The sequence below is a fragment of the Paraburkholderia sp. MM5496-R1 genome, from assembly GCF_050436205.1.
Taxonomy (GTDB): Bacteria; Pseudomonadota; Gammaproteobacteria; order Burkholderiales; family Burkholderiaceae; genus Paraburkholderia; species Paraburkholderia tuberum.
The window spans coordinates 1,223,747-1,249,920 of the sequence record NZ_JBNDLT010000003.1 but is presented as its reverse complement, the minus strand read 5'-3'; the positions used below and the strand labels follow the sequence as shown (position 1 = coordinate 1,249,920).

18 protein-coding genes and 3 pseudogenes are annotated in these 26,174 nt (G+C 65.4%); 6 read left to right on the top strand and 15 right to left on the bottom strand.

The window, feature by feature from the left end; genetic code table 11:
• The first annotated feature begins 45 nt into the window (after positions 1–45).
• The 3 genes and pseudogenes from treZ to treY all read left to right on the top strand — a co-directional run bounded on the left by treZ (position 46) and on the right by treY (position 7,016).
• Positions 46–1,951: pseudogene (gene treZ / locus OKW38_RS32070) on the top strand (malto-oligosyltrehalose trehalohydrolase).
• Positions 1,948–4,152: a 4-alpha-glucanotransferase gene (gene malQ / locus OKW38_RS32065; RefSeq protein WP_429364877.1), complete on the top strand. Its 2,205-nt coding sequence runs from the start codon at positions 1,948–1,950 to the stop codon at positions 4,150–4,152. The pseudogene treZ and the gene malQ overlap by 4 nt, the downstream one beginning before the upstream one ends.
• Positions 4,149–7,016, top strand: a complete 2,868-nt coding sequence (treY, locus tag OKW38_RS32060) for a malto-oligosyltrehalose synthase (protein WP_429364875.1) — start codon at positions 4,149–4,151, stop codon at positions 7,014–7,016. The genes malQ and treY overlap by 4 nt, the downstream gene beginning before the upstream one ends.
• Positions 7,017–7,056: 40 nt before the next feature.
• Here the strand turns inward: treY and OKW38_RS32055 are convergent, their stop codons facing one another.
• Entirely contained in the window at positions 7,057–8,400 is a 1,344-nt protein-coding gene (locus tag OKW38_RS32055; protein ID WP_090810353.1) for a hemolysin family protein, read from the bottom strand.
• 91 nt (positions 8,401–8,491) lie between these two features.
• Positions 8,492–9,313 carry a sensor histidine kinase gene (locus OKW38_RS32050; protein ID WP_090808324.1) on the bottom strand — a complete coding sequence of 274 codons (822 nt, stop codon included), beginning with the start codon at positions 9,311–9,313 and terminating at the stop codon, positions 8,492–8,494.
• A gap of 195 nt (positions 9,314–9,508) precedes the next feature.
• On the opposite strand from OKW38_RS32050, the gene OKW38_RS32045 reads away from it, so the two are divergent.
• On the top strand, positions 9,509–9,850 hold the full coding sequence (locus OKW38_RS32045) for an FKBP-type peptidyl-prolyl cis-trans isomerase (RefSeq protein WP_090808322.1): 342 nt from the start codon (positions 9,509–9,511) through the stop codon (positions 9,848–9,850).
• Positions 9,851–9,870: 20 nt separating this feature from the next.
• Positions 9,871–10,659, top strand: a complete 789-nt coding sequence (locus OKW38_RS32040; RefSeq protein ID WP_429364874.1) for a helix-turn-helix domain-containing protein — start codon at positions 9,871–9,873, stop codon at positions 10,657–10,659.
• A 288-nt stretch (positions 10,660–10,947) separates the two neighbouring features.
• Here the strand turns inward: OKW38_RS32040 and OKW38_RS32035 are convergent.
• The 13 genes and pseudogenes from OKW38_RS32035 to asd all read right to left on the bottom strand — a co-directional run bounded on the left by OKW38_RS32035 (position 10,948) and on the right by asd (position 25,872).
• Positions 10,948–11,447: pseudogene (locus OKW38_RS32035) on the bottom strand (PLP-dependent transferase).
• 141 nt (positions 11,448–11,588) lie between these two features.
• On the bottom strand, positions 11,589–13,139 hold the full coding sequence (gene purF, locus OKW38_RS32030; protein ID WP_090810350.1) for an amidophosphoribosyltransferase: 1,551 nt from the start codon (positions 13,137–13,139) through the stop codon (positions 11,589–11,591).
• 89 nt (positions 13,140–13,228) lie between these two features.
• On the bottom strand, positions 13,229–13,780 hold the full coding sequence (locus OKW38_RS32025; RefSeq protein WP_090808318.1) for a CvpA family protein: 552 nt from the start codon (positions 13,778–13,780) through the stop codon (positions 13,229–13,231).
• Positions 13,781–13,787: 7 nt separating this feature from the next.
• Complete coding sequence (locus OKW38_RS32020) at positions 13,788–14,732, bottom strand: SPOR domain-containing protein (protein WP_429364872.1); 945 nt, start codon at positions 14,730–14,732, stop codon at positions 13,788–13,790.
• 29 nt (positions 14,733–14,761) lie between these two features.
• Positions 14,762–16,072 (bottom strand): bifunctional tetrahydrofolate synthase/dihydrofolate synthase, encoded by a 1,311-nt coding sequence (gene folC, locus OKW38_RS32015; protein ID WP_429364870.1) that lies wholly within the window; start codon positions 16,070–16,072, stop codon positions 14,762–14,764.
• 320 nt (positions 16,073–16,392) lie between these two features.
• Positions 16,393–17,265: an acetyl-CoA carboxylase, carboxyltransferase subunit beta gene (gene accD, locus OKW38_RS32010; protein ID WP_090808311.1), complete on the bottom strand. Its 873-nt coding sequence runs from the start codon at positions 17,263–17,265 to the stop codon at positions 16,393–16,395.
• Between the two features lie 79 nt (positions 17,266–17,344).
• Positions 17,345–18,157, bottom strand: coding sequence for a tryptophan synthase subunit alpha (gene trpA, locus OKW38_RS32005; protein WP_184036040.1), 813 nt, complete (start codon positions 18,155–18,157; stop codon positions 17,345–17,347).
• A gap of 80 nt (positions 18,158–18,237) precedes the next feature.
• Positions 18,238–19,153, bottom strand: a pseudogene (locus OKW38_RS32000) (DNA-methyltransferase).
• Positions 19,154–19,162: 9 nt separating this feature from the next.
• Positions 19,163–20,356 (bottom strand): tryptophan synthase subunit beta, encoded by a 1,194-nt coding sequence (gene trpB, locus OKW38_RS31995; RefSeq protein WP_429364868.1) that lies wholly within the window; start codon positions 20,354–20,356, stop codon positions 19,163–19,165.
• 60 nt (positions 20,357–20,416) lie between these two features.
• Complete coding sequence (locus OKW38_RS31990) at positions 20,417–21,127, bottom strand: phosphoribosylanthranilate isomerase (protein ID WP_429365555.1); 711 nt, start codon at positions 21,125–21,127, stop codon at positions 20,417–20,419.
• Positions 21,124–21,936 carry a tRNA pseudouridine(38-40) synthase TruA gene (gene truA / locus OKW38_RS31985; protein WP_429364867.1) on the bottom strand — a complete coding sequence of 271 codons (813 nt, stop codon included), beginning with the start codon at positions 21,934–21,936 and terminating at the stop codon, positions 21,124–21,126. Before truA ends, OKW38_RS31990 begins: the two co-directional genes overlap by 4 nt.
• Positions 21,933–24,611, bottom strand: a complete 2,679-nt coding sequence (locus OKW38_RS31980; protein ID WP_429364865.1) for a FimV/HubP family polar landmark protein — start codon at positions 24,609–24,611, stop codon at positions 21,933–21,935. The genes truA and OKW38_RS31980 overlap by 4 nt, the downstream gene beginning before the upstream one ends.
• A gap of 139 nt (positions 24,612–24,750) precedes the next feature.
• On the bottom strand, positions 24,751–25,872 hold the full coding sequence (gene asd / locus OKW38_RS31975; RefSeq protein WP_187612203.1) for an aspartate-semialdehyde dehydrogenase: 1,122 nt from the start codon (positions 25,870–25,872) through the stop codon (positions 24,751–24,753).
• Here asd and OKW38_RS31970 point away from each other — a divergent pair.
• Positions 25,819–26,124 carry a hypothetical protein gene (locus OKW38_RS31970; RefSeq protein ID WP_429365590.1) on the top strand — a complete coding sequence of 102 codons (306 nt, stop codon included), beginning with the start codon at positions 25,819–25,821 and terminating at the stop codon, positions 26,122–26,124. The two genes, asd and OKW38_RS31970, sit on opposite strands and share 54 nt — an antisense overlap.
• The last annotated feature ends 50 nt before the right edge of the window (positions 26,125–26,174 follow it).

The following is a 26,174-nucleotide window of genomic DNA, read 5'->3' as shown; positions in this document are numbered from 1 at the left end:
TCGCATTGCCGTCCAGGCTCGTTAGCAGATTCGAATGGTGAAGACATGTCTGAAAGTCCGATTGATCCTCACACGCATCATTACGCGCACTGCCTGCCGTTCAGCGCGCAGTTGATCGGCGCGAGCGGCACGCGACCGCGCACGCGGTTCCGTTTTTGGGCACCGTCGTGCAGCAGCGTGCAGGTGGTGGTCGAAAACGGCCCCGCGCAAGGCGCGCACGACATGGCTCCGACCGGCAACGGCTGGTTCGAGACCACCGTCGAGAGCGGCGCAGGCACGCTGTATCGGTTCCAGCTCGACGACGGGCAGGCGGTGCCCGATCCGGCCTCGCGGTTCCAGCCGCGGGACGTGCACGGCCCGAGCGAGGTCATCGATCCGCGCGCCTACCATTGGGAACACACCGAATGGCACGGCCGGCCCTGGGAAAGAAACGGTGCTGTACGAATTGCACGTCGGTGCGATGGGCGGGTATGCGGGCGTGCAAAAGCGCCTGCCCGAGCTCGCCGCGCTCGGCGTCACCGCCATCGAACTGATGCCGTTGAACGACTTTCCCGGTCGTCGCAACTGGGGTTACGACGGCGTGTTGCCGTACGCGCCCGACTCCGCATACGGCCGCCCCGACGAACTGAAGGCGCTGATCGACGCCGCGCATGGTGTGGGCCTGATGGTGTTTCTCGACGTCGTCTACAACCACTTCGGACCGGACGGCAACTATCTGCATACTTACGCGGAGCCGTTTTTCCGCGCAGGCGTGAACACGCCGTGGGGCCCCGCGATCGACTTCGAGCGCAGCGAAGTCAGCGACTTCTTCACCGACAACGCCGTCTACTGGATCAACGAGTACCGCTTCGACGGACTGCGCTTCGATGCGGCGCATGCGATCGACAATCCCGGGTGGCTGCGCGAGCTGTCGGACCATATCCGCGCGCGCGTGCAGCAGGGCCGTCAGGTGCATCTGGTGGTCGAAAACGAGCACAACAGCGCGAGCCTGCTCGACGCGCATTTCGACGCGCAATGGAACGACGACGCGCACAACACGCTGCACGTGCTGCTGACCGGCGAAACCGAAGGCTATTACCACGCGTATGCCAACGAACCGATTCGCCGGCTCGCGCGAGTGCTGGCCGAAGGCTTCGCGTATCAGGGCGAGCCGTCGCCGCTGCACGATGGTGCGCCGCGTGGCGAAGCGAGCGCGCATCTGCCGCCGACGTCGTTCGTGATGTTTTTGCAGAACCACGATCAGATCGGCAACCGTGCGTTCGGCGAACGTCTGCGCAAGCTGACCTCGGATGACGCGCTGCGCGCCGCGACCGCGTTGCTGTTGCTGTCGCCGCAAATTCCGCTGCTGTTCATGGACGAGGAGCACGGTTCGACGCAACCGTTCCTGTTTTTCACCGATTACACCGGCGATCTCGCCGACGCCGTGCGCGAAGGGCGCCGCCGTGAATTCGCGCGCTTTGCCGCGTTCAGCGATGAGAAACGCCGCGCGCAGATTCCCGATCCGAACGATGCCCAGACCTTCGCCGCCTCGTCGCCACCCGCGCCCGATGTACAGCCGACGCCGGATCGGCTCGACTGGATGCATTACTACAAGTCCGCGCTCGCGGTGCGCGCGAAGCTGATCACGCCGCGCCTGAAACATACGAAGGCGTGCGGCGCGACCGTGCTGCGCGATGCCGGTGGCGGCGACGCGAACGCGCTGATCGCGCGCTGGAATCTCGGCGATGGTGAGACGCTGTCGATCGCGCTGAATCTGTCGCAGCAGAACGTCGCGTTCGACGCCATCCCCGACGGCAAGATCATTTTCGAAACACCGCCGCGCGCGCGCGAACAGGCCGACGCGCGGGTGTTGCCCGCGCATGCGTGCATCGCTTGGCTGACCGGCGACATCAACGAATTCGCGAGCCGCCACGATGCGCGCATCGCATCGCACGAGGAGCAGCGCGCGTGACGACCCGACGCCCCAACGACAGGCTCGCCGCGCTCGCCACCCGCGCAGGCTTCGAGGTGGAGTGGCAGGACGCGCACCATCATACGCAGCACGTGCCGGAGAAGACTCTTGGCACGCTGCTCGAACGCATGGGTCTGCCGTGCGGCAACGTCACGGATATCCGCCACAGCGCCGCTGCTCTGGAGGCCGAACTATCGGGCCGTCGGCTGCCGCCGCTGATGACCGCGGTGATCGGGCGTGGCATCGCGCTGCCCGCGGCCGCGGTCAGGTCGGGCAGCCATTACCGGATCGAGCTGGAGAGCGGCTCGATCATCGACGGCCGCTTCACCGCGCCGAAAGGCGAGGAAGCGCTGCTCGCGCCGATCGACGAAACCGGCTATCACACGCTCGTGATCAACGACCAGCGCATGACGCTCGCGGTCGCGCCGCCGCGCTGCTACACCGTCGCCGACGCGTGGCGCACGCTGCACGGCGGCGACGGAGAAGGCGAACGCGAAGCCGCGCCGCCCGCGCCGCCGCTGTGGGGCATCGCCGCGCAACTGTATGGCTTGCGCCGCACCGGCGACGGCGGTATCGGCGATTACACGGCGCTCGCGCAGCTCGCGCGGCACGGCGCGCAGCGCGGCGCGCACGCGCTCGCCGTCAGTCCGACCCACGCGATGTTCAGCGCGCAGCCCGAGCGCTTCAGCCCGTACGCGCCGTCGTCGCGTTTATGGCTCAACGTCACGCATATCGATCCGGCCGCGGTGTTCGGCGCGGATGCGTCCGCGTCCGCATCGGCGCAGGCCGGCAACGCGTGGTCCAAATACGAAGAGCTGCCGCTGATCGATTGGCCGCACGCGACCCCGCTGAAGCTCACGGTTTTGCGCACGCTGTACGAGCAGTTCAGCGCCAACGAGCGCCCGCAGCACTCGCCGCGGGCGCTCGAATTTCACGGCTTCTGCGAACGCGCGGGGCGCGCGCTCGAAGATCATGCGCGCTTCGAAGCGCTGCAGGCCGCGCAGCTCGCGCAAGGCGGCGACGGCCATTGGCGCAACTGGCCCGATGCGTTGCGCGACCCACGCAGCCCCGAAGTCGAGGCGTTCGCCGCCGCGCATCGCGACGAGGTCGACTTTCATCTGTTCCTGCAGTGGCTGGCATCGCGCGGGCTGTTGCACGCTCAGCACACCGCGCGCGAAGCCGGCATGGCGGTCGGCCTGATCGCCGATCTCGCGGTGGGTTGCGACAGCGCCGGCAGTCATGCATGGTCCTATCCCGACGACATGCTGCAGGGCGTGTCGGTCGGCGCGCCGCCCGATCTCTTCAACCAGGCCGGCCAGTCGTGGGGACTCACGACCTTTTCGCCGCGCGCGATGCGCACACAAGGCTTCGCCGCGTTCATCGACATGCTGCGCGCGGCGTTCGCGCATGCCGGCGGCATCCGCATCGATCACATCCTCGGCTTGCGGCGTCTGTGGCTCGTGCCCGAAGGCGAAAGCGCGCGCAATGGCGCGTATCTGCGCTATCCGCTCGAAGACCTGCTGCGGCTGATCGCGCTCGAATCGTGGCGGCATCGCTCGATCGTGATCGGCGAGGACCTCGGCACCGTGCCGTCCGGGTTTCGGGAGCGGCTCGACGAGCACGGCATCGAGGGGATTCGCGTGCTGTGGTTCGAAGGCGCCCCCGACGGCAACGGCTTCAAGGCGCCGGCCGATTGGGACCGCTACGCGGTCGGCACGACGACCACGCACGATCTGCCGACCGTCGCCGGCTGGTGGCGCGGCAGCGACATCATGTGGCGCAACCGCATCGGCCAGACGATGGCGCGCGCCGACGGGCGCGATCCCGAGGAAGCGGCGCTCGAAGAGCGCGCGCAGCAGCGCGCCGACTTGTGGCGCGCGTTCCAGCAAGCGGGCGTGGCCGCGCCCGAGGTCGCGCCGCCGGACGCCGACAACGCGCCGGTCGACGAAGCGCTCGCATTCGTCGCCGCGACACCCGGGCCGCTCGTCACGTTTCCGCTCGAAGACCTGCTCGCGCTCGACGAGCAGCCGAACCTGCCGGGCTCGATCGACGAACATCCGAACTGGCGCCGCCGCATGACGCTGCCCGTCGACGCGATGTTCGACGACCCCGTGTTCACCGACCGCCTGCTGGCCGTCGACGGCGCGCGCCGCGCCGCCGCGCGTTCATCCAACACTTCCGCGGAGCCTGACACGCCATGACCGTTCCACGCTCCACACTGCGCCTCCAGTTCCATCGAGGCTTCACGTTCGACGACGCCGCGCGGCACATCGACTACTTCGCCGCGCTCGGCATCAGCCACCTGTACGCGTCGCCGATCACGACGGCCGAGCCCGGCTCGATGCACGGCTACGACACCGTCGACTACACCCAGGTCAGTGCCGAATACGGCGGCGAGGCGGGCCTGAAGCACCTCGTCGACAAGCTGCGCGCGCACGACATGGGGCTCATCGTCGACATGGTGCCGAATCATATGGGCGTCGGCGGGTCGAGCAACGCGTGGTGGCTCGACATCCTCGAATGGGGCCGCCACAGCGCGTATGCGCGTCATTTCGACGTCGACTGGCATTCGCCCGATCCCGCACTGCGCGGCAAGGTGCTGCTGCCGACGCTCGGCGCGTCGTACGGCGAAGAACTGGCGGCGGGCCGCATCGGGCTGCATTTCGCGGCCGACAGCGGACGCTTTCATATCGGCTACGGTCCGCACGTGTTCCCGATCTGCCCGGTCGATTACGCGGCGATCCTGCAAGGCGCCGACCGCGCCGATCTGAGCGCGCTCGCGAATCGCTTTCAGGGACTCACCACGCAGCCCGCCGACCAACCACGCGCCGCCGAGGCGCGCGACGCGCTGCGCGAGTTCGTCGCGCGCGAAGGCGAGTCGGCGATCGAGTTCGTGCTGGAGACTTACGCGCCCGAGGATCCGGTCACGCGCGACCGGCTGCATCGGCTGCTCGAGCGGCAGCATTTCCGGCTCGCGTGGTGGCGCACCGCCTCCGACGAAGTGAACTGGCGGCGCTTCTTCGACATCTCGACGCTCGCCGGCGTGCGCGTCGAGCGGCCCGAGGTGTTCGAGGCGGTGCACGCGCTGATCTTTCGCCTCTATCGCGAAGGGCTCGTCGACGGCTTGCGGATCGATCACATCGACGGGCTCGCCGAGCCGCGCGAATACTGCCAGCGTTTGCGCCAACGGCTCAGCGAGTTGCGCGACACCGCGCCGTATGTGGTGGTGGAGAAGATTCTCGGCCGTGGCGAGCCGTTGCGCGACGACTGGCCCGTCGACGGCACGACGGGCTACGACTTCATGAACGACGTCGGCGCGCTGCTGCACGATCCGGCCGGCGCGGACCCGCTCGCCGGTACGTGGGCCGAGCTCACCGGCCGCAGCGCGCGCTTCGCCGATGAAGCGCACGCGGCGCGGCGCAAGATTCTCGCGGAAAACTTCTCGGCGGAACTGGACCGCGCGGCGCGCGCGCTGCATCGGATCGCACGCGATTCGCTGAGCACGCGCGACTTCACGTACCCGGCGCTGCGCCGCGTGCTGACCGAACTGGTCGTGCATTTCCCCGTGTACCGCATGTATCCGCTGGGCGGACTGCGCAGCGCCGCCGACAACGTCTATTTCGAGGAGGCGCTCGCGGGCGCGCGCGCTTCGCTGCCGCGCTCGGACCATGCGGCGCTCGAGCGCGTGAATGCGTGGCTCGGCGGCAGCGCCGAAGAGGCCTCGCCCGCGCGGCCCGGCGCGCAGTCGCAGCAGCAGGCGCAAGGCGGCGGAGCGCCGCCGCATGCGGGCTCGTCCCGGCGCAGCGCGCAAACGCTGTTTTCGCAGCTGACCGCGCCGCTCGCCGCCAAGGCGATCGAGGACACCGCGTGCTATCGCTACGGCCGTCTGCTGTCGCGCAACGAAGTCGGCTCGGACCCGGGCGAGTTCGCGCTGTCGGTGGAGCAGTTTCATGCGGGCAATCTCGAGCGCGCGCAACGTTTTCCTCATGCGATGCTTGCGACCGCCACGCACGATCACAAGCGCGGTGAAGATGTGCGCGCGCGGCTCGCGGTGCTCAGCGAGATCGCCGACGAATGGGGCGCGACGTTGCGTGCATGGTCGACGTTGAACGCGCCGCAGCGTCGAGCGCTCGACGGCATGCCGATCAACAGCGTGAGCCAGGACAAGAGCGACGCATGGGCTCCCGGCCCCGCCGCCGAGGCGATGCTGTATCAAACGCTGGTGGGCTGCTGGCCGCCGCCGCTGCGCGCCGACGACGAAGCCGGCGTCAAGGAGCTGGCCGAGCGCGTCGCGCAATGGCAGTTGAAGGCTCTGCGCGAGGCGAAGCTGCAAACCAGCTGGATTGCGCCCGACGAAGCCTACGAAGCCGGCTGCCGCGAATTCCTGTTCGGCATCCTTGCGCCGCAGCGGCGCGACGCCTTTCTGAAGGAGCTGTCGGCGTTCGTCGAGCGCATTGGTCGCGCGGGCGCGCTCAACAGCCTGCAGCAGACGGTGTTGCGCGTCGCGTCGCCTGGGATCCCTGATCTTTATCAAGGCACCGAGCTGTGGGACTTCAGCCTCGTCGATCCGGACAATCGGCGGCCCGTCGATTTCGCGAAACGCGAGGCGTGGCTGCCGCAGACGCAAACGCCGCCGTCGGAATTTCTGGCGGACTGGCGCGACGGGCGCGTAAAGCTCGCGGTGATCCAGCGCGTGCTGGCGTTGCGCGCGCATCTGCCGGAGCTACTGAGTCAGGGCGCGTATCTGCCGCTCACGGTGCGCGGCGCGCATGCGTCGAGTGTGATCGCGTTCGCGCGGCGGCATGGCAATGCGTGGGCCGTGGTGATTGCCAGCCGGTTGGCCGCGCGACTGCTTGGCGATGATGCTGGTCTGCCGCTCGTCGAGCCGGCGCAATGGGCGGATACGGCCATCGAAATGCCGCCCGATCTGTCGGCGCGTGCGCTGTTCGATTGGCTGAGCCCCGCCGCGCCGAAAGTCGACGATCACGGGCTGCTATATCTGCGCGACGCGCTCGCCGCGATGCCGGTCGCGGTGTTGGTTGAGGATGGGGTGCCTCGAAGCTGAGGCGGCTAAAAAGGGTTGAGGCTTCAGCTTGGCTCGACCCTCAACCGCCCTCGTCGTCGAACAGCTTCGGATACACGCGCACGAGCACGATGCGCGGTCCCTTCATCTTCTTGACCACGACGTCGAAGTCTTCGAACTCGACGCGCTGCCCTTCGCTCGGCAGATCGTTGAGCGCCTGGATCACGAGCCCGCCCACCGATTCGGCCTTGCCTTCATCGATGTCGATACCCAGAGCACGTTCGAGCGACACCACCGGCAAGCTGCCCTTGCCCATCAGCGTGCCGTCGTCCATGCGGGTCCAGTCGGCGTCGCCCTGGCGGAATTCATCGTGGATCTGCCCGACCAGCGCGCCGAGCAGGTTGTCGAGCGTCAGGAAGCCGATCGGTTTCGCGTTCTTGTGGCCGACCAGCGCGAAGTGCGGCGCGCCCTTGCGAAAGCGCCGGAACAGTTCGAGCGCCGGCATGTCCGGCTTCACGTACTGCACGGGGCGGACGTAGCGCGACAGGTCGTCGAGCGTGCTGCCCGCCTGGCGCGCGAGCAGCAGGTCCTTCAGATGGATCATGCCGGCCACGCGTTCGCCGGATGCATCCTCGAACAGCGGATAGCGGCTGAAGCGGTGCCGCGCGACCACCTGCATGTTGTCGCGCAACGGCAGATCGCGCCGCAGGCACACCATTTCATGCGACGGCCGCATCAGGTCCGATACGGTCATTCGCGAGAAGTCGAGCGAGTGCGCGATCGTGTTCCATTCGTCCTGGCTGTACGCGCCGGTCGACGCACCGAGTTCGCTCGCGACGTTCGCGCGGCGGCCGCGCAGGATCAGCTTGAGTTCCTCGGTCGAGTAACGCGAGTCGTGACCCTGGTCGGTATCGAGCCCCGCGGCCTTCAGCACCGCGTTCGCGCTCGTGTTGAGCAGCCAGATGGCCGGGTACATGGCCCAGTAGAAACCGTACAGCGGCGTCGCGGTCCACAGCGAAATTTTCTCCGCCTCGCGAATCGCGAGCGACTTCGGCGCGAGTTCGCCGACCACGATATGCAGGAACGAAATACACGAAAACGCGAAGAACAGTGAAATGCCATGCATCAGCTTCTCGGACTCGACGCCGATCACGGTGAAAAGCGGCATCAGCAGTTGCGCGAACGCCGGTTCGCCGATCCAGCCGAGGCCGAGCGACGCGAGCGTGATGCCGAGCTGACACGCCGACAGATATGCGTCGAGCTGTCCGTGCACCTTCGCGAGCAGACGTCCGCGCATGCCATGCTGGGTGGCAAGGCTTTGCACGCGGGTCTGCCGCAGTTTGACCAGACCGAATTCGGCTGCGACGAAAAAGCCGTTGAGTGCAACCAGAAACATTGCACCGATAAGAGCGACAACCTGGATCAAAGCGACGGGCTCCGGCAACAAAAGTTGTCAGTATAGGGGCTGAAAGCTCGATGAATTCTTGATTGTGCGCCAACGCATTCGCGCGCGACGCTCATTTCGGCCCCGCCGCGCTGAATGGCACGCGCAGCACGAGCGTGGCGGGGGTCGCGGTGACGCCGTCCGCTTCCGTCGTATCGCTTTGCTCGAAGCTTCCGCCGTGCGCCTCCGCGACGCGTTTGCACAACGCGAACACCCACGCGATGCGCTTCGCCTCGTGCGGTTCGCCCGCCTGCTTGCGCGCGAACGCTTCGAGCACATGCGGCAGCGCGGCGTCGTTCAACGCGGCCTCGTTCGGCTCGTACGTGACGCTCGCATGCCATGTGCCGTTGTCCGCGCGCGCGGCCAGAGCGACCTCGGTGCCCCGCGCGCTCGCTTCGACGGCGAACGTCAGCATCAGCCACACCGCGGCGGCGAGCCGAGCGCGGTCTCCGTTCAGTTGCTCGGTGGCGATCTGCGAGTCGAGCCGCACTTCGACGCCGCGCGCGCGGGCGAGGCCGGCGCGGACTTCCTCGACGGTTTCGTCGAGCAGCGGATGCAGCGGAAAGGGTTCATACGTGAGCGCGAGCGATTTCGTTTCGGCGCGCGTCGCATCGACGATCGTCTCGAGCAGCTTCACCTGCTGATCGACGCCGCTGCGAATGCCGGTGATCGCGCGCTGCGAATTGGGATCGTTCGCGTCGAGCTTGCGCTCGAGCACGTACGCCCAGCTATGAATCGCATTCAACGGACCGCGCAGGTCGTGCGACACCTGCGACAGCACGTGATCGCGCATGAACAACGCGGTTTCCGCGCGCAGCAGCGCGCTGCGTTCGGTGATGACGAAGCCGGCCGACGCCGGCTGGGCGCCAGCAGTCCCGTTGGGTGACGTAGTCACGATCGAGTCCTCTCAGGCAATGCTGGATGATGGGGGGAAGCCTCATTATAGGCATCCCGTTCGGACCGGCCAGTCGAGGCCGAATCGCGACGCGGGACGCAATCCGCATGCCATGCGCGGAACCGGACCAGACTCGGCGATCGACGTCAACGCGCCTACAATGTCGGTTTTACGTTTTGATCTGAGGAGCAACGCATGTCGACTGTGACGACCGAATCCGGCCTGAAGTACGAAGATCTCGTGGAAGGTACCGGCGCCGAAGCCGTGGCCGGCAAGACCGTGACCGTGCATTACACGGGCTGGCTGACCGACGGCCAGAAGTTCGATTCGAGCAAGGACCGCAATGACCCGTTCGCGTTCGTGCTGGACGGCGGCATGGTCATCAAGGGCTGGGACGAAGGCGTGCAAGGCATGAAGGTCGGCGGCAAGCGCAAGCTGACCATTCCGCCGCAACTCGGCTACGGCGTGCGCGGCGCGGGCGGGGTGATTCCGCCGAACGCGACGCTCGTGTTCGAAGTCGAACTGCTCGAAGTCTGAACCCACGCCTGAGTATTGTCGTGAGCCACGCCGCCGTCACCGCCCCCAACGTTTCGCTGCGCTGCTATGGCGCGATCGAAGCGTCGGACGTGCACGACTTCCACCAGGTCGTGCTGGGGCTCGACGGCGCAATGGTGATGGCGGTTGACGGCGTCGCCGAGCAGATCGACGCCAGCTCCGCATGGCTGATCCCGGCCGGCGCGCGGCACGATTATGCGGGTGTCGGCACCAACCGGCAGCTCGTGCTCGATTTGCCTGCGGCGTCGCTGGCGGTGCCCGAGCGGTTGTTCGAGCGCGCGCGCGCCGTGGCCGTTGATCCGTCGCTCGCACAACTCGTGCGCGCGATTGCCGCGCATGCTGCGGGCGGCGTGGGCGAAGCGCCTGGTAATGCCTTCGGTCACCGTCGCTTTCATTGGGATGCTGCGGCACGCCTGGGCGCCGCGCTTGTCGCCGATTCCGGCGCACTAGCCGGTGTGCAGAGCGAAGGCGTTCGCCTCGATTTCGCGCGCATCGACCGCTGGCTGCGCGCGCATCTGTCCGAGCCGCTGAAGATCGCGGACCTCGCCGCGCACTGCGGTTTCGGCATGCGGCGTTTTCATCAACTGTTTATCGATGCGTTCGGCGAGACGCCGCATCGCTATTTGCAGCGGCTGCGGCTCGACACGTCGATCACGCTGCTTGCGGAAGCGCGTCTTTCGTTGACCGATATCGCGCTCGAGATCGGTTTCGGCGATCAGAGCGCTTACACGCACGCGTTCACGCGGCGTTTCGGGCTGGCGCCCGGGCAGTGGCGCGCGTTGCGGCACTGAGCGCGGCGGAGGTGGCGCGGAGGCGCTTTGAGGCCTTTGAGGCCTTTGAGGCCATTTGAAGCCTGTATGCCGCGAACAGGTTTTGCCCTGCCTGTCAGCTTTCGAGCCCACATTGCAGATCCGCACGGATATCGCCCGCGTTTTCAAGCCCCACCGCAAATTCGAGCCCCGGATAGAACACGCGATTGACGGCCGGATGCGAGTCGAGCCAGCGCTGCGTACGAACGGAAACACCTTTTCCATGATGATTTTCTTCGAACCGACCAGCGCGCCGCCGAGCACACGGCCCTAGCCGTCGAGGAACCTGGTCGCAGAATGCATGACGACGTCCGCGCCGAGCTTCAGCGGCTGCTGCAACGCCGGGCTGCAGAAGCAGCTATCGACGACGAACAGCGCATTCGCGTAATGCCGAACTTGCTGAAGATCTGCGAGAACATGCCGAGCGTCGAGCCGAACAGCGCCCGCGAGCTGACGAGGTGATCGCCCGTCTGCAACGTCGACATCACGACCGACATGATCGCGGCCATGCCCGAAGCCGTCGCGATGCAGGCCTCGCCGCCTTCGAGCGCGGCCAGACGGTCCTGGAACATCGACACGGTCGGGTTCGAGAAGCGCGAGTACGTGAAATAGTCCTCGGAATTCCTGAAGCGCTCGGCGGCGTCCGCGGCGCTCGCGAACACGAAGCTCGAGGTCAGGAAGATCGCTTCCGAGTGCTCGTTGAAATCGCTGCGCACGGTGCCCGAGCGAACGGTCAGCGTGTCGAAGTCAAAGTCGTGGAAGTCGTCCATGTGGGTTCTGGTCTCCAGGTTTCCGTGGCTGCTTCCGTGGCTAAATGAGGCAGCAACAAAAAAGCCCGCTTTTGCGTCGGCATAAGCGGGCTTCATGTACGGGGAGGCTGGAGCCAGGGCGGACGACTGTCGCGTGTACGCTCAACCCACCGACAGTTGCAGATGCAGCTGCGAACGCGCCGGGCCGCCACCGTCGATCGCTTCGCTCGCGGCATCGCGATCCGATTGCGACGACGGCGCGAGACGCGCGCTTTCGATGCGGTCGAGGTATTCGGTCGTGATGTCGCCGGTCACGTAGTTGCCGTCGAAGCACGAAGCCTCGAACTCCTTCAGCGCCGGATTGATATCGCGCACCGCCTGCTTCAGCGCATCGACGTCCTGATACACGAGGTGATCCGCGCCGATCATGCGCGCAACTTCCTCGTCCGAGCGGCCGTGCGCGACCAGTTCGCCGCGCGTCGGCATATCGATGCCGTAGACGTTCGGGAATTTCACCGGCGGCGCCGCCGACGCGAAAATCACCTTGTTCGCGCCCGCATCGCGCGCCATCTGCACGATTTCATGCGACGTCGTGCCGCGCACGATCGAGTCGTCGACGATCAGCACGTTCTTGCCCTTGAACTCGATGTTCATCGCGTTCAGCTTCTGGCGCACCGACTTCTTGCGCACCGCCTGCCCCGGCATGATGAAGGTACGGCCTACATAGCGGTTCTTGAAGAAGCCCTCGCGATACTCGACGCCGAGCTTCTTCGCGACCTGCATCGCGGCCGGGCGCGACGAATCGGGAATCGGCATCACCACGTCGATTGCGACGTCGGGCAGCTCGCGCCTGATCTTCTCGGCGAGGTAGTCGCCCATGCGCAGACGCACGTTGTAGACCGGCACGCCGTCGAGCACCGAATCCGGACGCGCCAGATACACGAGTTCGAAGATGCAGGGGTTCAGGCTGGTGGTCGTCGCGCATTGCTGCGAATGCAGCTGGCCTTCGGCGTCGATGAAAATCGCCTCGCCCGGCTGCACGTCGCGCACGAATTCGAAACCGACACCTTCGATCGCCACCGATTCCGACGCCAGCATCCACTCGACGCCGTCAGCCGTTTCCCGTTTGCCGAGGCACAGCGGACGGATGCCGAACGGGTCGCGGAGACCAAGCAGGCCGTAGCCAGCGATCAACGCGACGATCGCATACGAGCCGCGCACCCGCCGATGCACACCCGACACCGCCTTGAACAGCGCGGCCGGATCGAGCTGCAGACCCGAGCTCGACAGTTGCAGCTCGTGCGCGAGCACGTTGAGCAGCACTTCGGTATCGGAATTGGTGTTCACGTGGCGGCGGTCGATGCGGAACATCTCATCTTTCAGCTGCTGCCAGTTGGTGAGGTTGCCGTTATGCGCGAGGATGATGCCGAACGGCGCGTTCACGTAGAACGGCTGCGCTTCTTCTTCGCTCGACGCCGAACCGGCGGTCGGGTAACGGACCTGGCCGATGCCCGTCGTGCCCGGCAGGCTGCGCATGTTGCGCGTGCGGAACACGTCGCGCACCATGCCGTTGGCCTTGTGCATGTGGAAATTGCTGCCGTTCGCCGTTGCGATGCCGGCGGCGTCCTGACCGCGATGCTGCAGAAGCAGCAGGCTGTCATAGATCAGCTGGTTGACCGGGGAATGGGAAACTACGCCTACGATGCCGCACATGGCATGTCCTTCAAAGGTACGAAATTCGTGATGGCGACCGGTGCCTGCGACCGCGCCCGCGCTTTCATGCGACGGCACGCGCTACGACGTCAAGGCAGCCGGTATGCGCCGGAGTCCTGTTGCGCATTGCTCGGGGCGCCCGAATCGTCCACATGGACGTAAGCGGCGAGCGCCTCGGGGAGCAGCGGTTTCATTGCGCGTACGCCCGCAACCGCATACGGACGAAGCAGCGCGTTGCGCCAGAATTCCTCTTTGGGCAGTTCGGTCAAGCCTGCGAGGGCGACCAGAATCAGCACCAGAACGACCCCACGCACGAGGCCGAACATCAAACCGAGCGAGCGGTCCGCACCACCCAGTCCCGTGACCTGCACGAGGCGGCTGAGCAGCGCGCTCACCACGCTCGTGACCAGCACTACGCCGATCACCACGAGCGAAAAAGCCAGCAGCCACTGCGTCAACGCGCCGCCTGGCCAGGTAGACGGGATATACGGGACCACGTAGCCCACGAACTCGCAAGCGATGAAAAACGCCGCGACCCAGCCGATCAAACCAAACACTTCCGACAGCAAACCGCGCCAGGCGCCTCGCAGCGCCGACAAACCGATCACCGCCATTACAGCGTAGTCGAAGGCAGTGAACATCGCTCGCTTACTGTGCTCTGCCGCCGTTCGAGCCCGACACGAGGCCCGCCTCGCGGACCTTCGCGACAGCGGCGGTGGCCGCGGCGCGGTCGGCGAACGGGCCTGCACGCAGCAATGTCAGCGTCGAGCCGTCGGCTTGCTTCCTATGTTCCGTATATGTAGGCACGCCTGCCGCTTTCAACTTCGCGGCCCAATTGCGCGCGTTCGCTTCGTTCGAGAAGGCGCCGAGCTGCACCGCGAAACGGTTGCCCGGCGGCGAGGCCGGCGTGCCGGAGTTCGCGTCGGCGCTGGCGGTGGCCGTGTTCGCTTCGTCGTCGGTCGACGCCGACGGTGTGGTGGCGGGTGCCTTCATCTGTTTGGCGGGGGCAGCAGGCGCGGTGTTGGCTGCGAGCGATTGCGTTTGCGGCTTCGCGGCGGGCTTCGGCGTCGCGGCGGTAACAGCGCCAGTTGCGGCGAAGGGGGTCGCGCCTTGTTTCGCTGCGGTCGATTGCGTCGATTTGGCGGCGAAGACCGAGGCTGCCGCCGTGGTCGCCGCGCTCGTTGCCGGCGCGAGGCCGGACGCAGCCACGCCCGTGTCGGCGGCCGGCGGATTGTCCAGCGCGACGCCGGCCTGCACGTCTTCGTTGGCGGTGGATCTGGAGAGCTTCGGCGCGGGCCGGTTCGGAATGTCGATCGAGATGTCGTCGGTGACGGGCTTGGGGTGCGAGTCCAACACCATCGGCAGGATGATCACCGCCGCGACAACCAGTGCGATTGCGCCGACGAGCCGGCGGCGCGCGCGCTGCTTTTCCGGCAGCGTGGGGTCGAGCAGCATTGCATCTGCATCGACGGTGCGCTCGGTGCGGCGGGTGCGCCGCTCGACGCGTTCACCCCGGGTGGCCCGATTGGAACTGGTGTTTGCGCCGCGCCGGCTGGGCGCGTCGTCTTTCTTGCCGAACGAGAAAATTCCCATGAATCGCTTGGTTCGAGCCTGGTGCCCGCTCAGTGTTGCTGCGATTTCCGGTAGGCCATCACACCCGCTACCGTATAGAAACTGCCGAAAACGACGATTCTATCATTCTCTGACGCACGTTTTAGCGCGTCCTGGAAAGCCTGCGCCGGCGTCGCATAACGCATGACGCTGCTGTCGGCGCCGTCTTCCACGCCCAGCTCGCGCAACACGGTTTCCAGCTCTTGCGCGGACGCGGCGCGCGGGGTCGGCAGATCGGTCACGCACCAGTGATCGATCTCGCCTTTCAGATGACTTAGCACGCCGGCGATGTCCTTGTCGCGCATCGCGCCGAACACCGCGTACGTGTACGGGAAAAAGCCCATGTTGCCGAGGTTCTGCCCGAGCACCGCGGCGGCATGCGGATTGTGGCCGACGTCGAGCACGATGGACGGCTTGCCCGGCAGTACCTGGAAACGGCCCGGAAGATCCACGTTGGCGATGCCGAGCCGGATGTCCTGCGCGGACACCGGCAGACGGTCGCGCAAAGCTTCGAGCCCGGCCAGCGCCGCCGACGTGTTGATCAGCTGATTCGCGCCGCGCAGCGATGGATACGCGAGCGCCGAGCGCCGCAGCGTCGGGCCGACATAGCTCCACTGCTGTCGCTCGCTGCCGGCCTGGCCTTCGTAACGGAAATCGCGGCCGAACAACCACAATTGCGCCCCGATCTTTTCCGCGTGATCGATCAACGATTGCGGCGGCACCGGGTCCGCGCAAATCGCGGGCTTGCCGGGACGGAAGATACCGGCTTTTTCGAACGCGATTTTTTCGCGCGTGTCGCCGAGATAGTCGGTGTGGTCAATATCGATGCTCGTGATGATCGCGCAGTCGGTGTCGAGGATATTGACCGCGTCGAGACGGCCACCGAGGCCAACTTCGAAAATCACCGCGTCGAGGCCGCGCAACGCGAACAGGCTCATGATCGCTAGCGTCGTGAATTCGAAGTAGGTCAGCGTGACCGGTTTGGCGAGGCTCAGGCGCGCGGCCTCGACGGCTTCGAAGTGCGGCAGCAGATCTGCGTCGCTTGCCATTGCCCCATTGATACGCGCGCGCTCGTTGAACGACAGCAGATGCGGCGACGTGTGGCAGCCGACCGTATAGCCCGCGCGCAGCAGGATCGCTTCGAGAATCGCGCAGGTCGAGCCTTTGCCGTTCGTGCCGCCGACCGTGATGATCGGGCACGCAAACGATAGCTGCATCGCATCGCGTACCTGGGAGATGCGGCCCAAACCCATGTCGATGCCGACCGGATGCGCGGATTCAAGGTGCGTGAGCCACGCGTCGAGAGTGGGGAATGTCGTCATCGGGTGAATCTTGAGTGAGTCGCGGTAGTTCGGTTCTGCAGTGCTGCGAAGGGTGCTGGTCAGGCGGTTGTGGTCGAGGGTCGCGGGTCGCCGGTCATGGGCGTAGGCCGTTGCGCGGTTTATGCGCACAAACCCGCGCCTTGAGCCGCGCCAGCTTCGGCTTCGACCGCTGCCGCATCGCAGGCGACGGTAATTATCCTGGAAATGACAGCGCGCCGCTTGATTGCTCACGCGGCGCGCTATTTTTTGATTGCTTCTCTGGCTCCACCGCGTCTTCGACAGCGCGGCGAAAGAGCGGCAAATGCGGTGCTGCCCGGCTTTTACGCGACCGCGTCCGCCGGCTGATGGCTCAACAGCGCCAGCAATTGCGCGATCTCTTCGCGCAGCTTGCGACGATCGACGATCATGTCGATCGCGCCCTTTTGCAGCAGAAACTCGGCGCGTTGGAAGCCTTCCGGCAGTTTCTCGCGCACGGTCTGTTCGATCACGCGCGGACCAGCAAAGCCGATCAGCGCCTTCGGTTCGGCGATCACGACGTCGCCGAGGAATGCGAAACTCGCGGACACGCCGCCCATCGTCGGGTCGGTCAGCACCGAGATGAATGGCAGCCTGGCTTCCGCCAGCTTCGTGAGCATCGCGGTGGTCTTTGCCATCTGCATCAACGACAGCAAGCTTTCCTGCATCCGCGCGCCGCCCGAAGCGGTGAAGCAGATGAACGGCACTTTCTGTTCGAGCGCGTTCTGCGCGCCGCGCGCGAAACGCTCGCCGACCACCGAACCCATCGAGCCGCCCATAAACGAGAACTCGAAGTTCGCCACGACGACCGGCAGCGTGTGAATCGCGCCGCCCATCACGACCATTGCGTCGGTCTCGTCGGTTTCGTCCATCGCCTCTTTAATGCGCTCAGGGTACTTGCGGCTATCTTTGAACTTCAGCGCGTCGACCGGAACGATTTCCTGGCCGATTTCGTAGCGGCCTTCCGGATCGAGCAGGCTGTCGAGCCGCTCACGTGCGCCGATGCGCATGTGATGGTCGCACTTGGGGCAAACATGCAGATTGGCCTCGACGTCGTTGCGATACAGCACGGCTTCGCACGACGGGCACTTGATCCACAGGCCTTCCGGAATTCCCTTGCGGTTTTTCGGGTCGGTTTGTTTGATTTTCGGCGGCAGCAGCTTATCGAGCCAGCTCATAGGGAATCCTTCTGGGTCAGCAGTCGCGCGAACGGCGGGACGAGCCCGCCGCTCACGTTACCGCGACAAAAAATAACTGTTATCGGGCAGTCGCAACGCTATCGAGCGCCTCGCGCACCTCGGCAACGAAACGCGTGAGCGTCTCGGCAGCGGCGTCGGGCGCTGCCTGTTCGAGCAATTGAACGATACGGCTGCCGATCACGACGGCATCGGCCACCTCGCCCACCGCACGCGCCGTTTGCGCGTCGCGAATGCCGAAACCGACGCCCACCGGCAGGGGGACGCGCGACTTGATGGCCGGGATTTTACTCGCGATGCTGGAAACGTCCAGATTTGCGGCGCCGGTGACCCCTTTCAGCGACACATAGTAGACGTAACCGCTGGCGATGCGGCCGACTTCGGCGATACGTTCGTCGGTTGAAGTCGGCGCGAGCAAAAAGATCGGATCGATCCCGGCAGATTGCATCTGTTCCGCGAAGTTTGCGCACTCTTCAGGCGGATAGTCGACCACCAGCACGCCATCGACACCGGCTTCCTTCGCGGCTTTCGCGAAGGCCTCGGCGCCCATTCGCTCGATCGGATTCGCATAGCCCATCAGCACGACCGGGGTTTTGTCGTCGGCTTCGCGGAAGCGTTTGACGTCGGCCAGCACATGGCGTAGCGACACGCCCTTCGCGAGCGCGCGTTCAGACGACTGCTGAATGACAGGACCGTCTGCCATTGGGTCGGAAAACGGCACGCCTAGTTCGATCACATCGGCGCCGCCGGCGGCGAGGGCGTGCATGAACTCGACCGTGCGAGCCGGGTCCGGGTCGCCAGCGGTCATGAACGGGATCAAGCCTTTCTTACCTTGGGCGGACAGCGCGGCAAACGTGTTCTTGATACGGGACATGGAAGTACTCTCGAATTAGGGCTATTGCGCGCCCATTGCCGCGCGCTTTTCAGCGAACTTAGAGGTGCATCTCGCGCTTTTCACTGCACTTCGGTCGGCGGCTGCACTTTTGGCCTGGCTCGGGTCCGACGGGGCGCAGCAGGCGTAGCGGCGGCGCTGACGCGCTCGCGCGCTATCGCACAATAGCTCTCGTTGATCTCATAGCCGACGAATTCGCGCTGATGACGGACGCAAGCGACTGCGGTGGTGCCGCTGCCCATGAATGGGTCGAGCACGCGGCCGCCCTTCGGGCAGCAGGACAGTACCATCCGCTCGACGATTTCCAGAGGTTTCTGGGTTGGGTGCGCAACGCGCTCGGCATGCTGCCGATGCAGACGCGATACCGACCAGACATCCTTCGGATTATAGCCAAGCTCCAACCACTTGCTTCCTTCAAACAACTTTCGCGAACGCGCCTTCTTCGTGACTGCATCGTACGGGATGCGGACGGGATCGAGATCGAAGAAGTAGTCCTTCGACACCGCGAAAAAACCGATGTTGTCATGCACTGACGTGAAGCGGCGCGTGGTGCCGCCCATACTCGGCACGCGCCGGTCCCAGATGATTTCGTTGACCATCGTGAGTTTCGTCTTCAGGAAACTGAAGATTTCCGGCGCGTATTGCCAGGTGCAGAAGATATAGAGCGACCCTGTTGGCTTGAGCTTCGGTACAGCGAGCTCGAGCCAGCCGCGCGTCCAGACGAGAAATTCCTCGCCCGTGCGCATGTCCGGAGTCGTTGCCATAGTCCTTCCCCAACCCATAAGGCGGATCACAGACGATCAGGTCGATCGACTCATCGGGAATGTTCGCTACATCGGTTAGAAAATCGCGGTTCAATAGCTGAATGCCCGCAGGCACCTGCGCCAGCAGCGGTGCGGATGCCGCGGCCGCCGGGACTTCGGCGGCCGGATTCGTGGATTCAATCGCCGGCTGCGGCTCGTCGAACTCGTCGCGCATCGTCGCGGCTCAGAACTGGATACCCGATCGCTCAGCGACCGTGTGCATGTCCTTGTCGCCGCGGCCCGACAGGTTGACCAGCAGAATCTTGTCTTTCGACAAGGTCGGCGCGAGTTTCGTAGCGTAAGCGAGCGCGTGGCTCGACTCCAGCGCAGGAATAATGCCCTCGATGCGGCAGCAATCGTGGAACGCCTTCAGGGCTTCTTCGTCGGTGATGCCTACGTATTGAGCGCGATTGCTCTCTTTTAGCCATGCGTGCTCGGGGCCGACGCCCGGGTAGTCGAGGCCTGCCGACACCGAATGCGTCTCGATGATCTGGCCATCTTCGTCTTGCAGCAGATACGTGCGGTTACCGTGCAACACGCCGGGACTACCGCCGATCAGCGATGCCGCGTGACGACCCGTTTCGAGGCCGTCGCCGGCCGCTTCGACGCCGATCAACTGCACGGAACTATCGTCGATATACGGGTAAAAGATCCCCATCGCATTCGAACCGCCGCCAACACACGCGATGACGGCGTCCGGCTGGCGGCCAGCGAGTTCTGGCATCTGCACGTGGCATTCGTCGCCGATCACTCGCTGGAAGTCGCGCACCATCATCGGGTACGGATGCGGACCCGCAACCGTGCCGATGATGTAGAACGTGTTTTCGACGTTGGTGACCCAGTCGCGCATCGCTTCGTTCAGCGCGTCCTTCAGCGTGCGCGACCCCGATTCGACCGGCACGACCGTCGCACCGAGCAGTTTCATGCGATAAACGTTCGCGGCCTGGCGGCGCACGTCCTCGGCGCCCATGTAGACCACGCACTCCATACCGAAGCGCGCGCAGATTGTCGCCGTGGCCACGCCGTGCTGACCGGCGCCGGTTTCCGCGATCACGCGCGGCTTGCCCATGCGCTTGGCGAGCAGCGCCTGGCCGATCACGTTGTTGATCTTGTGCGCGCCGGTGTGATTCAGGTCTTCACGCTTCAGATAAAGCTGCGCGCCGCCGAGCAATTCGCTCCAGCGCTGGGCGTGATAAATCGGGGACGGGCGACCCACGAAATACTTCAATTCGCGCTCGTACTCGGCGACGAACTCCGGGTCTTTCTGATATTTCTCGTACGCTTCACGCAACTCGTTGAGTGCGGAAAACAGCGTTTCGGCGACGAACACACCACCAAATTGGCCGAAGTGGCCTCTTTCGTCAGGCAAGTTGTACATGGTGATCACTTTTCTCAGGATGGCTCGCGGCTTTCATCGGAAAGCGCCCGCGAGCCTGAATCATTCAGCGTCCGCAGCGCGCACCGCGCGTACGAACGCCGCCATCCGGGCGTGATCCTTCACGCCCCGGGCGCCCGCTACTTCGATGCCGCTCGAGACATCGACCGCGTACGGGCGCACGCGATGGATCGCATCACTGACGTTTTGCGCGTTCAACCCACCACTCAAAACGGCCCGACGCGCGAGCTCTGCTGGAATAAGTGACCAATCGAAAACCTTCCCACCGCCGCCGTAGCCTTCGACATGGGTGTCGAATAGAAGACCACTAGCTGCTGAATAGTTGAATGCCGATTTTACCAAATCGGCCGCTCGAGTATCCGCCGCAACTCGCAACGCGCGCAACCAAGGCAAACCCGCAACGCCGGCGAGCGCCTCGCACTGCTCAGGCGTCTCGTCGCCGTGGAACTGCAACAGCGTCAGGTTCACGTTGCTCGCGACTTCGTGAATCCATTCCGCCGTCGCGTTGACGAACAGACCGACGACCGACACGAACGGCGGCACCTCGTGCACGAGTTCGACCGCTTGCGCGACGCTCACCGAGCGCGGGCTCGGCGGATAGAACACGAGGCCGATCGCGTCGGCGCCGAGGTCGATCGCGTGTGCAATGTCGACGGGTTTCGACAGTCCGCACAGCTTGATGCGCGTGCGATGTGGCACGCCTTGCAAGGCGGTGGCGTCGGTCTGAATGGCGGGGTTCTCTGCTGCTTTCATGTTTCCGGTTGTTCGGTCCATACGCTGCTCCACGGCACGCTGCCCGTCGCCGGGTCGGGCACGCCGAATTGCTCAGGATAGCCCACTTGCGCGAGGTACAAGCCGTCGGGCATGAAGGTCGGCGCCGCGCAATCGCGGCTACGGCTCGCGAGCACGTCGGCCATCCACGCGGCCGGGCGGCGGCCGCTGCCGATTTCGATCAGACAGCCCATCACGTTGCGCACCATGTGATGCAGGAACGCGTTCGCGCGGAAGCGGAAATGCACGAAGTTACCCTGTCGTTTGACGTCGATCTGGTACAGGTGCTTGAACGGCGTCTTCGACTGGCATTGCGACGAACGAAACGCCGAAAAGTCATGCTCGCCGATCAGGTGCTCGGCGGCCGAGCGCATTGCGTCGACGTCGAGTGGCGTGTGCACCCAGCCGGCGCGCGTCGTGAACATCGGCGAGCGAACCGGACTTACGTACAGCATGTAGTAATAGGTCCGCTCGAATGCCGAAAACCGCGCGTGAAAATCGTCGGGCATCGGCTTGGCCCACTGCACGCCGATCGTCTTCGGCAGAAACGCATTCGGGCCGCGCACCCAGGAGATCTCGAGACGATCGAGGTCGGTGTCGAAATGCACGACCTGACCCAAGCCATGCACACCGCGGTCGGTGCGGCCGGCGACCACCGTCTGCACGGGCCTGCGCATGAATTCGCGCAGCGCCCGTTCGAGCTCGTCCTGTACCGTGTTGCCATGCGGCTGCGACTGCCATCCAGTGAACGCGGCGCCGTCGTATTGCACGCCTAATGCGATGCGCTTCACGACAGCGGTGCGAGAGTCGAAAGCAACGCGCGGGCTTCGGTGCGCGTGGCCGGATCGTTTGCTTCGATCACTTCGTTGATGAGCGCGCGGGCGCCCGCCAGATCGCCGAGCTCGATGTACTCGGAGGCCAACTCCAGCTTGTTGCGCGCGATGCGGCCGAGATCGGCCGGTGTGAAGGCCGGCAATGGCTGAGCCGGGCTCGGCGGCAACTCGAGGTCGAAGTCGAGCTTCAGCGCGCCGAAGCCGGCCGCGCCGAGGCCCGCGACGGCGCCGTGGCCGGCTGTGCCGGCGGCGATCTGGTCGGCGATGTGCGGGGCGTCGTCGTCCGCGCCATGGACGCCGAAGGCCTGCTGCGCGGTCGTGTCGGGCGATGCGACCGGTTGCGTCGAAAGCGAGGTGGAAGGCTCCGCTTCGCCGAGGGTGGGCACGTCGATGCGCGGTGGCAGCGGCATGTTGAGGCTGCCGAACGCGTCGACGGCCTCGCGCGGGAACTCGGTCGGCGCGGACGGCGCGCGTTCCGTCGGCACGGGGATGTCGCTGAACGGCTGACCGAACGACGTAGTGGCGCGCGGTTCGATCTGATGTTGCGTGAAATCGATCACCGGGGGTGGAACGTTCAAGGGGGACTGCGGTTCGGCCGTCGCGGTGTGCGACGCTGTCGAGGGCGGTTCCGCGGCGCTTGGGCTCGGGGTTGTCGTCGTGCCTGTCGTTTTCTCTGCGGTCGGACTTTCTGTGGGTTCCTCGTCCCATTGCAGGCGATGCGCGTTCTCGTCCTGCGCCGCGGCGCCAACCGGTTCGAGCGGTCCCAGCGGCAGCGCGTCGGCGCCGAGTTCTGCCGCGGCGGCGAGATTGGCGGCCGTCGCGGCGGAGCGCAGCGTCTCGTCATGGGCGGGTGCGACAGCCGGTGGTTCGCTGGACAGTTCGCTTTGGCTGGGTAGCGGGATGCTGGCGAGTGGCGCCGTCGGTGCAGTAGGTTCGGGCGTGCCTGCTTGCTGTGCCGCCTGTTCTTCTGCGGCGCGCTCGGATGCGCTGCGTTCTGCTGCGATGCGTTCCGCTTCCGCATGTTCGGCGGCGACGCGTGCTGCTGCTTGTTCGGCTGCTGCTTGTTCGGCTGCTGCTTGTTCGGCTGCTGCTTGTTCGGCTGCTGCTTGTTCGGCTGCTGCTTGTTCGGCTGCTGCTTGTTCGGCTGCTGCGCGTTCGGCTGCTGCTTGTTCGGCTGCTGCGCGTTCCGCCGCGGCGTGTTCTCCGGCCGCTGCTCGCTCTGCTGCGGCTCGCTCCGCTGCCGTCTGTTCGGCTGCTGCACTTTCCGCTGCGGCTTGCTCGACTGCTGCACGTTCGGCTGCCGCGCTTTCTGCTGCGGCTTGCTCGGCTGCTGCACGTTCCGCAGCCGCATGCTCTGCTGCTGCGGCCTGCCGTGCAACCTCTTGATCTTGCGCGTCCGATCCTTCCGTGACCGCCGCCTGCCCCGCCGCCGCGCTGCAATTGCGCGAATCGGCCTCACGCGCGGATCTCGCCATTTCCGCATCAGTTGCCTGGGCAGCCCGTGCCGCGGCCTCTTTATCGCGCTTGCGGCGACCCATGCGCAGAGCAGCGAGCAGAACGATCAGTGCCGCGCCCACGGCCGCCGCGATGCTCAAATCGCGCTGAGAGATGCCGCCTTCATTCGACGGCGACGTCGTCACATTCGCATGCTCCGGCGCCGCGGCCACGGTCGCCGCGGAACCTGCCGGTGCCGGCTGCGCAGCGCTCGTCGGCGTTGGGCCTGAAGCGACGGGCGCCCCGCCGATACCGTGCTTCTGCAACTCCATCAGCACGCGGTTTTTCAGCGCCAGCAATTGCTGCAGACTCGACACCTGCGGATGCGGCTGCGAAGCCGCCTGCGCGGCCGCGGTCGCTGCCGACGGCGCTTGTCCGGCGGGCGCGCTCGCCGCCGGTTGAATCGATCCGGCCCATTCCCGCGTGCGACTCGTCGCCACCGGCGCCGAACCGGCCACTGGCGCGGACGAAACCGCACCGCCCGCCGCCGCGCCGGTCGATACCGCCGCGCTGGCCGCGCCGGAAACCGTGGATGCGGCTGGCGTCGTCGCTTGAGCCGCCGCGCTGGCCGCACTCGCGGCGGCGGCGTTGACCTGCGCGACTGCACTCGCCGTGCTGGCGGCAGCCGCCGCGGCCGGCGCGGCAGTCGGCGCGGCAGCGGGCGCAGCCGCCGTGGACTCCGACGCCCCTGCCGCGGCCCCAGTCGACGAAACCGCCAAGGCCCCCGACGCATCGAGCGCCGGCACGATCAACACCGCTCCTACACGCATCCGGCTCGGATCGTGATTCATGAACGCGGCCGGATTCGTGTCGAACAATGCGTGCGTAGCGCGCGCGAGTACCGCCCGGTCATGCGACTGCGTAATAGCGATCGCGACATCGTTCAGCGACTGCCCTGCGTGTACGGTGTACTGAGAGCCCGCAGCGACAGCAACGACAGCGGTAGTGGAACTGACAGCGGAAGCGGCATCCGGCGCGCTCATGGCACTGGCCGGCGCGGCAAGCGCATTGCCCGCGCCACCGCCGAGCAGCGCAAGGGCGAAAGTGGCACAAGCGGCCATCGCCGCCGGACGGCTGCTGAATCGCACCTTCTCGTGACGAATGGACATAGCCCGAAGAGCGGAGCGTCGAAAGTTCATCGGGACTCCTGGGCGCGTCAGCGCGCAGCCTTTTTTGCGAGTGGAAAGAGACAAGATGATCGGAGCACACAATGAAAAAAGCGCCGCGCAAGCGCGACGCTTCTTGAGTTGTCTACGCGTCGTGAGCGCGTAGTTTACTTTACTTGTCGAGCACAATGCGAAGCATACGACGCAGCGGTTCAGCCGCGCCCCACAGCAGCTGATCGCCGACCGTGAAGGCCGACAGATACTCGCCGCCCATCGCGAGCTTGCGCACGCGGCCGACCGGCACCGTCAGCGTACCGGTGACAACCGCCGGGGACAGATCGCGCATCGACGCTTCGCGTTCGTTCGGCACAACCTTGACCCAGTCGTTGCCCGACGCGAGGATGCTGTTCACTTCGTCGAGCGGCACGTCCTTGTTCAGCTTGATCGTGAGCGCTTGCGAATGGCAGCGCATTGCGCCGATCCGCACGCACAGACCATCGACGGGAATCGAACCCGGCGTGCCCATGGCCGGCTTGCCGAGGATCTTGTTGGTTTCCGCGCCGCCCTTCCACTCTTCCTTCGACATGCCGTTGCCGAGATCCTTGTCGATCCACGGAATCAGCGAGCCCGCGAGCGGTACGCCGAAGTGGTCGGTCGGCATGCTGTCGCTGTTCATCGCTTCGAGCACGCGGCGGTCGATGTCGAGAATCGCCGAAGCCGGGTCTGCCAGTTCGTTCTTCACCGCGCCGTGCAGCGTGCCCATTTGCGACAGCAATTCGCGCATGTTCTGCGCGCCCGCGCCGGATGCGGCCTGATAAGTCATGGCCGTCATCCAGTCGACGAGGTTTTCGCGGAACAGGCCGCCCAATGCCATCAGCATCAGGCTGACCGTGCAGTTACCGCCGATGAAATTCTTCTGGCCTTTGACGAGCGCGTTCTTGATCACGTCGAGGTTGACCGGATCGAGAATGATGACCGCGTCGTCCTTCATGCGCAGCGACGATGCCGCGTCGATCCAGTAGCCGTTCCAGCCCGCCGCGCGCAGCTTCGGGAACACTTCGTTCGTGTAGTCACCGCCCTGGCAGGAAATGATCGCGTCGCACTTCTTCAGGTCGTCGATGCTTGTCGCATCTTTGAGCCTGGTCTCGTTTTTGGCGAACGAAGGCGCGTTGCCGCCCGCGTTGCTGGTGCTGAAAAACACCGGTTCGATCAAGTCGAAATCGCCTTCCTGCTGCATACGTTGCATCAGGACGCTGCCGACCATGCCGCGCCAACCTACGAGACCTACGTTCATGACTTCATACCCTTCGAATGGAAACTTCCCCGCGTCTTTGCCCGCAGTGACCGCGCGGGGAAGATGGGCGGGCACGACGGACGATCAGCGCTTCGTGATCGTTTTCGGGGTAATGGTTTTGATGGTAATGGCGAACTCGATCGCACGGGCCGTTGTGCCGTGCATTTTGGAAATCGAGGAGATTTGGGAGATCTGAGCCATCAAAACAATATACACGAAAACGGAAAACTGGCGGCGTTCTTCGCCGTATGACGCGCAAATCGGCCTGTTTCAAGGCCCGATTCGCGTTTTTAAAAGGCCAG

Bases quoted from the DNA above. Each gene is read 5' to 3' on its own strand.
- trpA (WP_184036040.1), bottom strand. From the start codon at position 18,157: ATGTCCCGTATCAAGAACACGTTTGCCGCGCTGTCCGCCCAAGGTAAG.
- purF (WP_090810350.1), bottom strand. From the start codon at position 13,139: ATGTGCGGCATCGTAGGCGTAGTTTCCCATTCCCCGGTCAACCAGCTG.
- OKW38_RS31990 (WP_429365555.1), bottom strand. From the start codon at position 21,127: ATGAAAGCAGCAGAGAACCCCGCCATTCAGACCGACGCCACCGCCTTG.
- trpB (WP_429364868.1), bottom strand. From the start codon at position 20,356: ATGTACAACTTGCCTGACGAAAGAGGCCACTTCGGCCAATTTGGTGGT.
- OKW38_RS32025 (WP_090808318.1), bottom strand. From the start codon at position 13,780: ATGTTCACTGCCTTCGACTACGCTGTAATGGCGGTGATCGGTTTGTCG.
- folC (WP_429364870.1), bottom strand. From the start codon at position 16,072: ATGACGACATTCCCCACTCTCGACGCGTGGCTCACGCACCTTGAATCC.
- treY (WP_429364875.1), top strand. From the start codon at position 4,149: ATGACCGTTCCACGCTCCACACTGCGCCTCCAGTTCCATCGAGGCTTC.
- OKW38_RS31980 (WP_429364865.1), bottom strand. From the start codon at position 24,611: ATGAACTTTCGACGCTCCGCTCTTCGGGCTATGTCCATTCGTCACGAG.
- accD (WP_090808311.1), bottom strand. From the start codon at position 17,265: ATGAGCTGGCTCGATAAGCTGCTGCCGCCGAAAATCAAACAAACCGAC.
- asd (WP_187612203.1), bottom strand. From the start codon at position 25,872: ATGAACGTAGGTCTCGTAGGTTGGCGCGGCATGGTCGGCAGCGTCCTG.
- OKW38_RS32045 (WP_090808322.1), top strand. From the start codon at position 9,509: ATGTCGACTGTGACGACCGAATCCGGCCTGAAGTACGAAGATCTCGTG.
- OKW38_RS32020 (WP_429364872.1), bottom strand. From the start codon at position 14,732: ATGGGAATTTTCTCGTTCGGCAAGAAAGACGACGCGCCCAGCCGGCGC.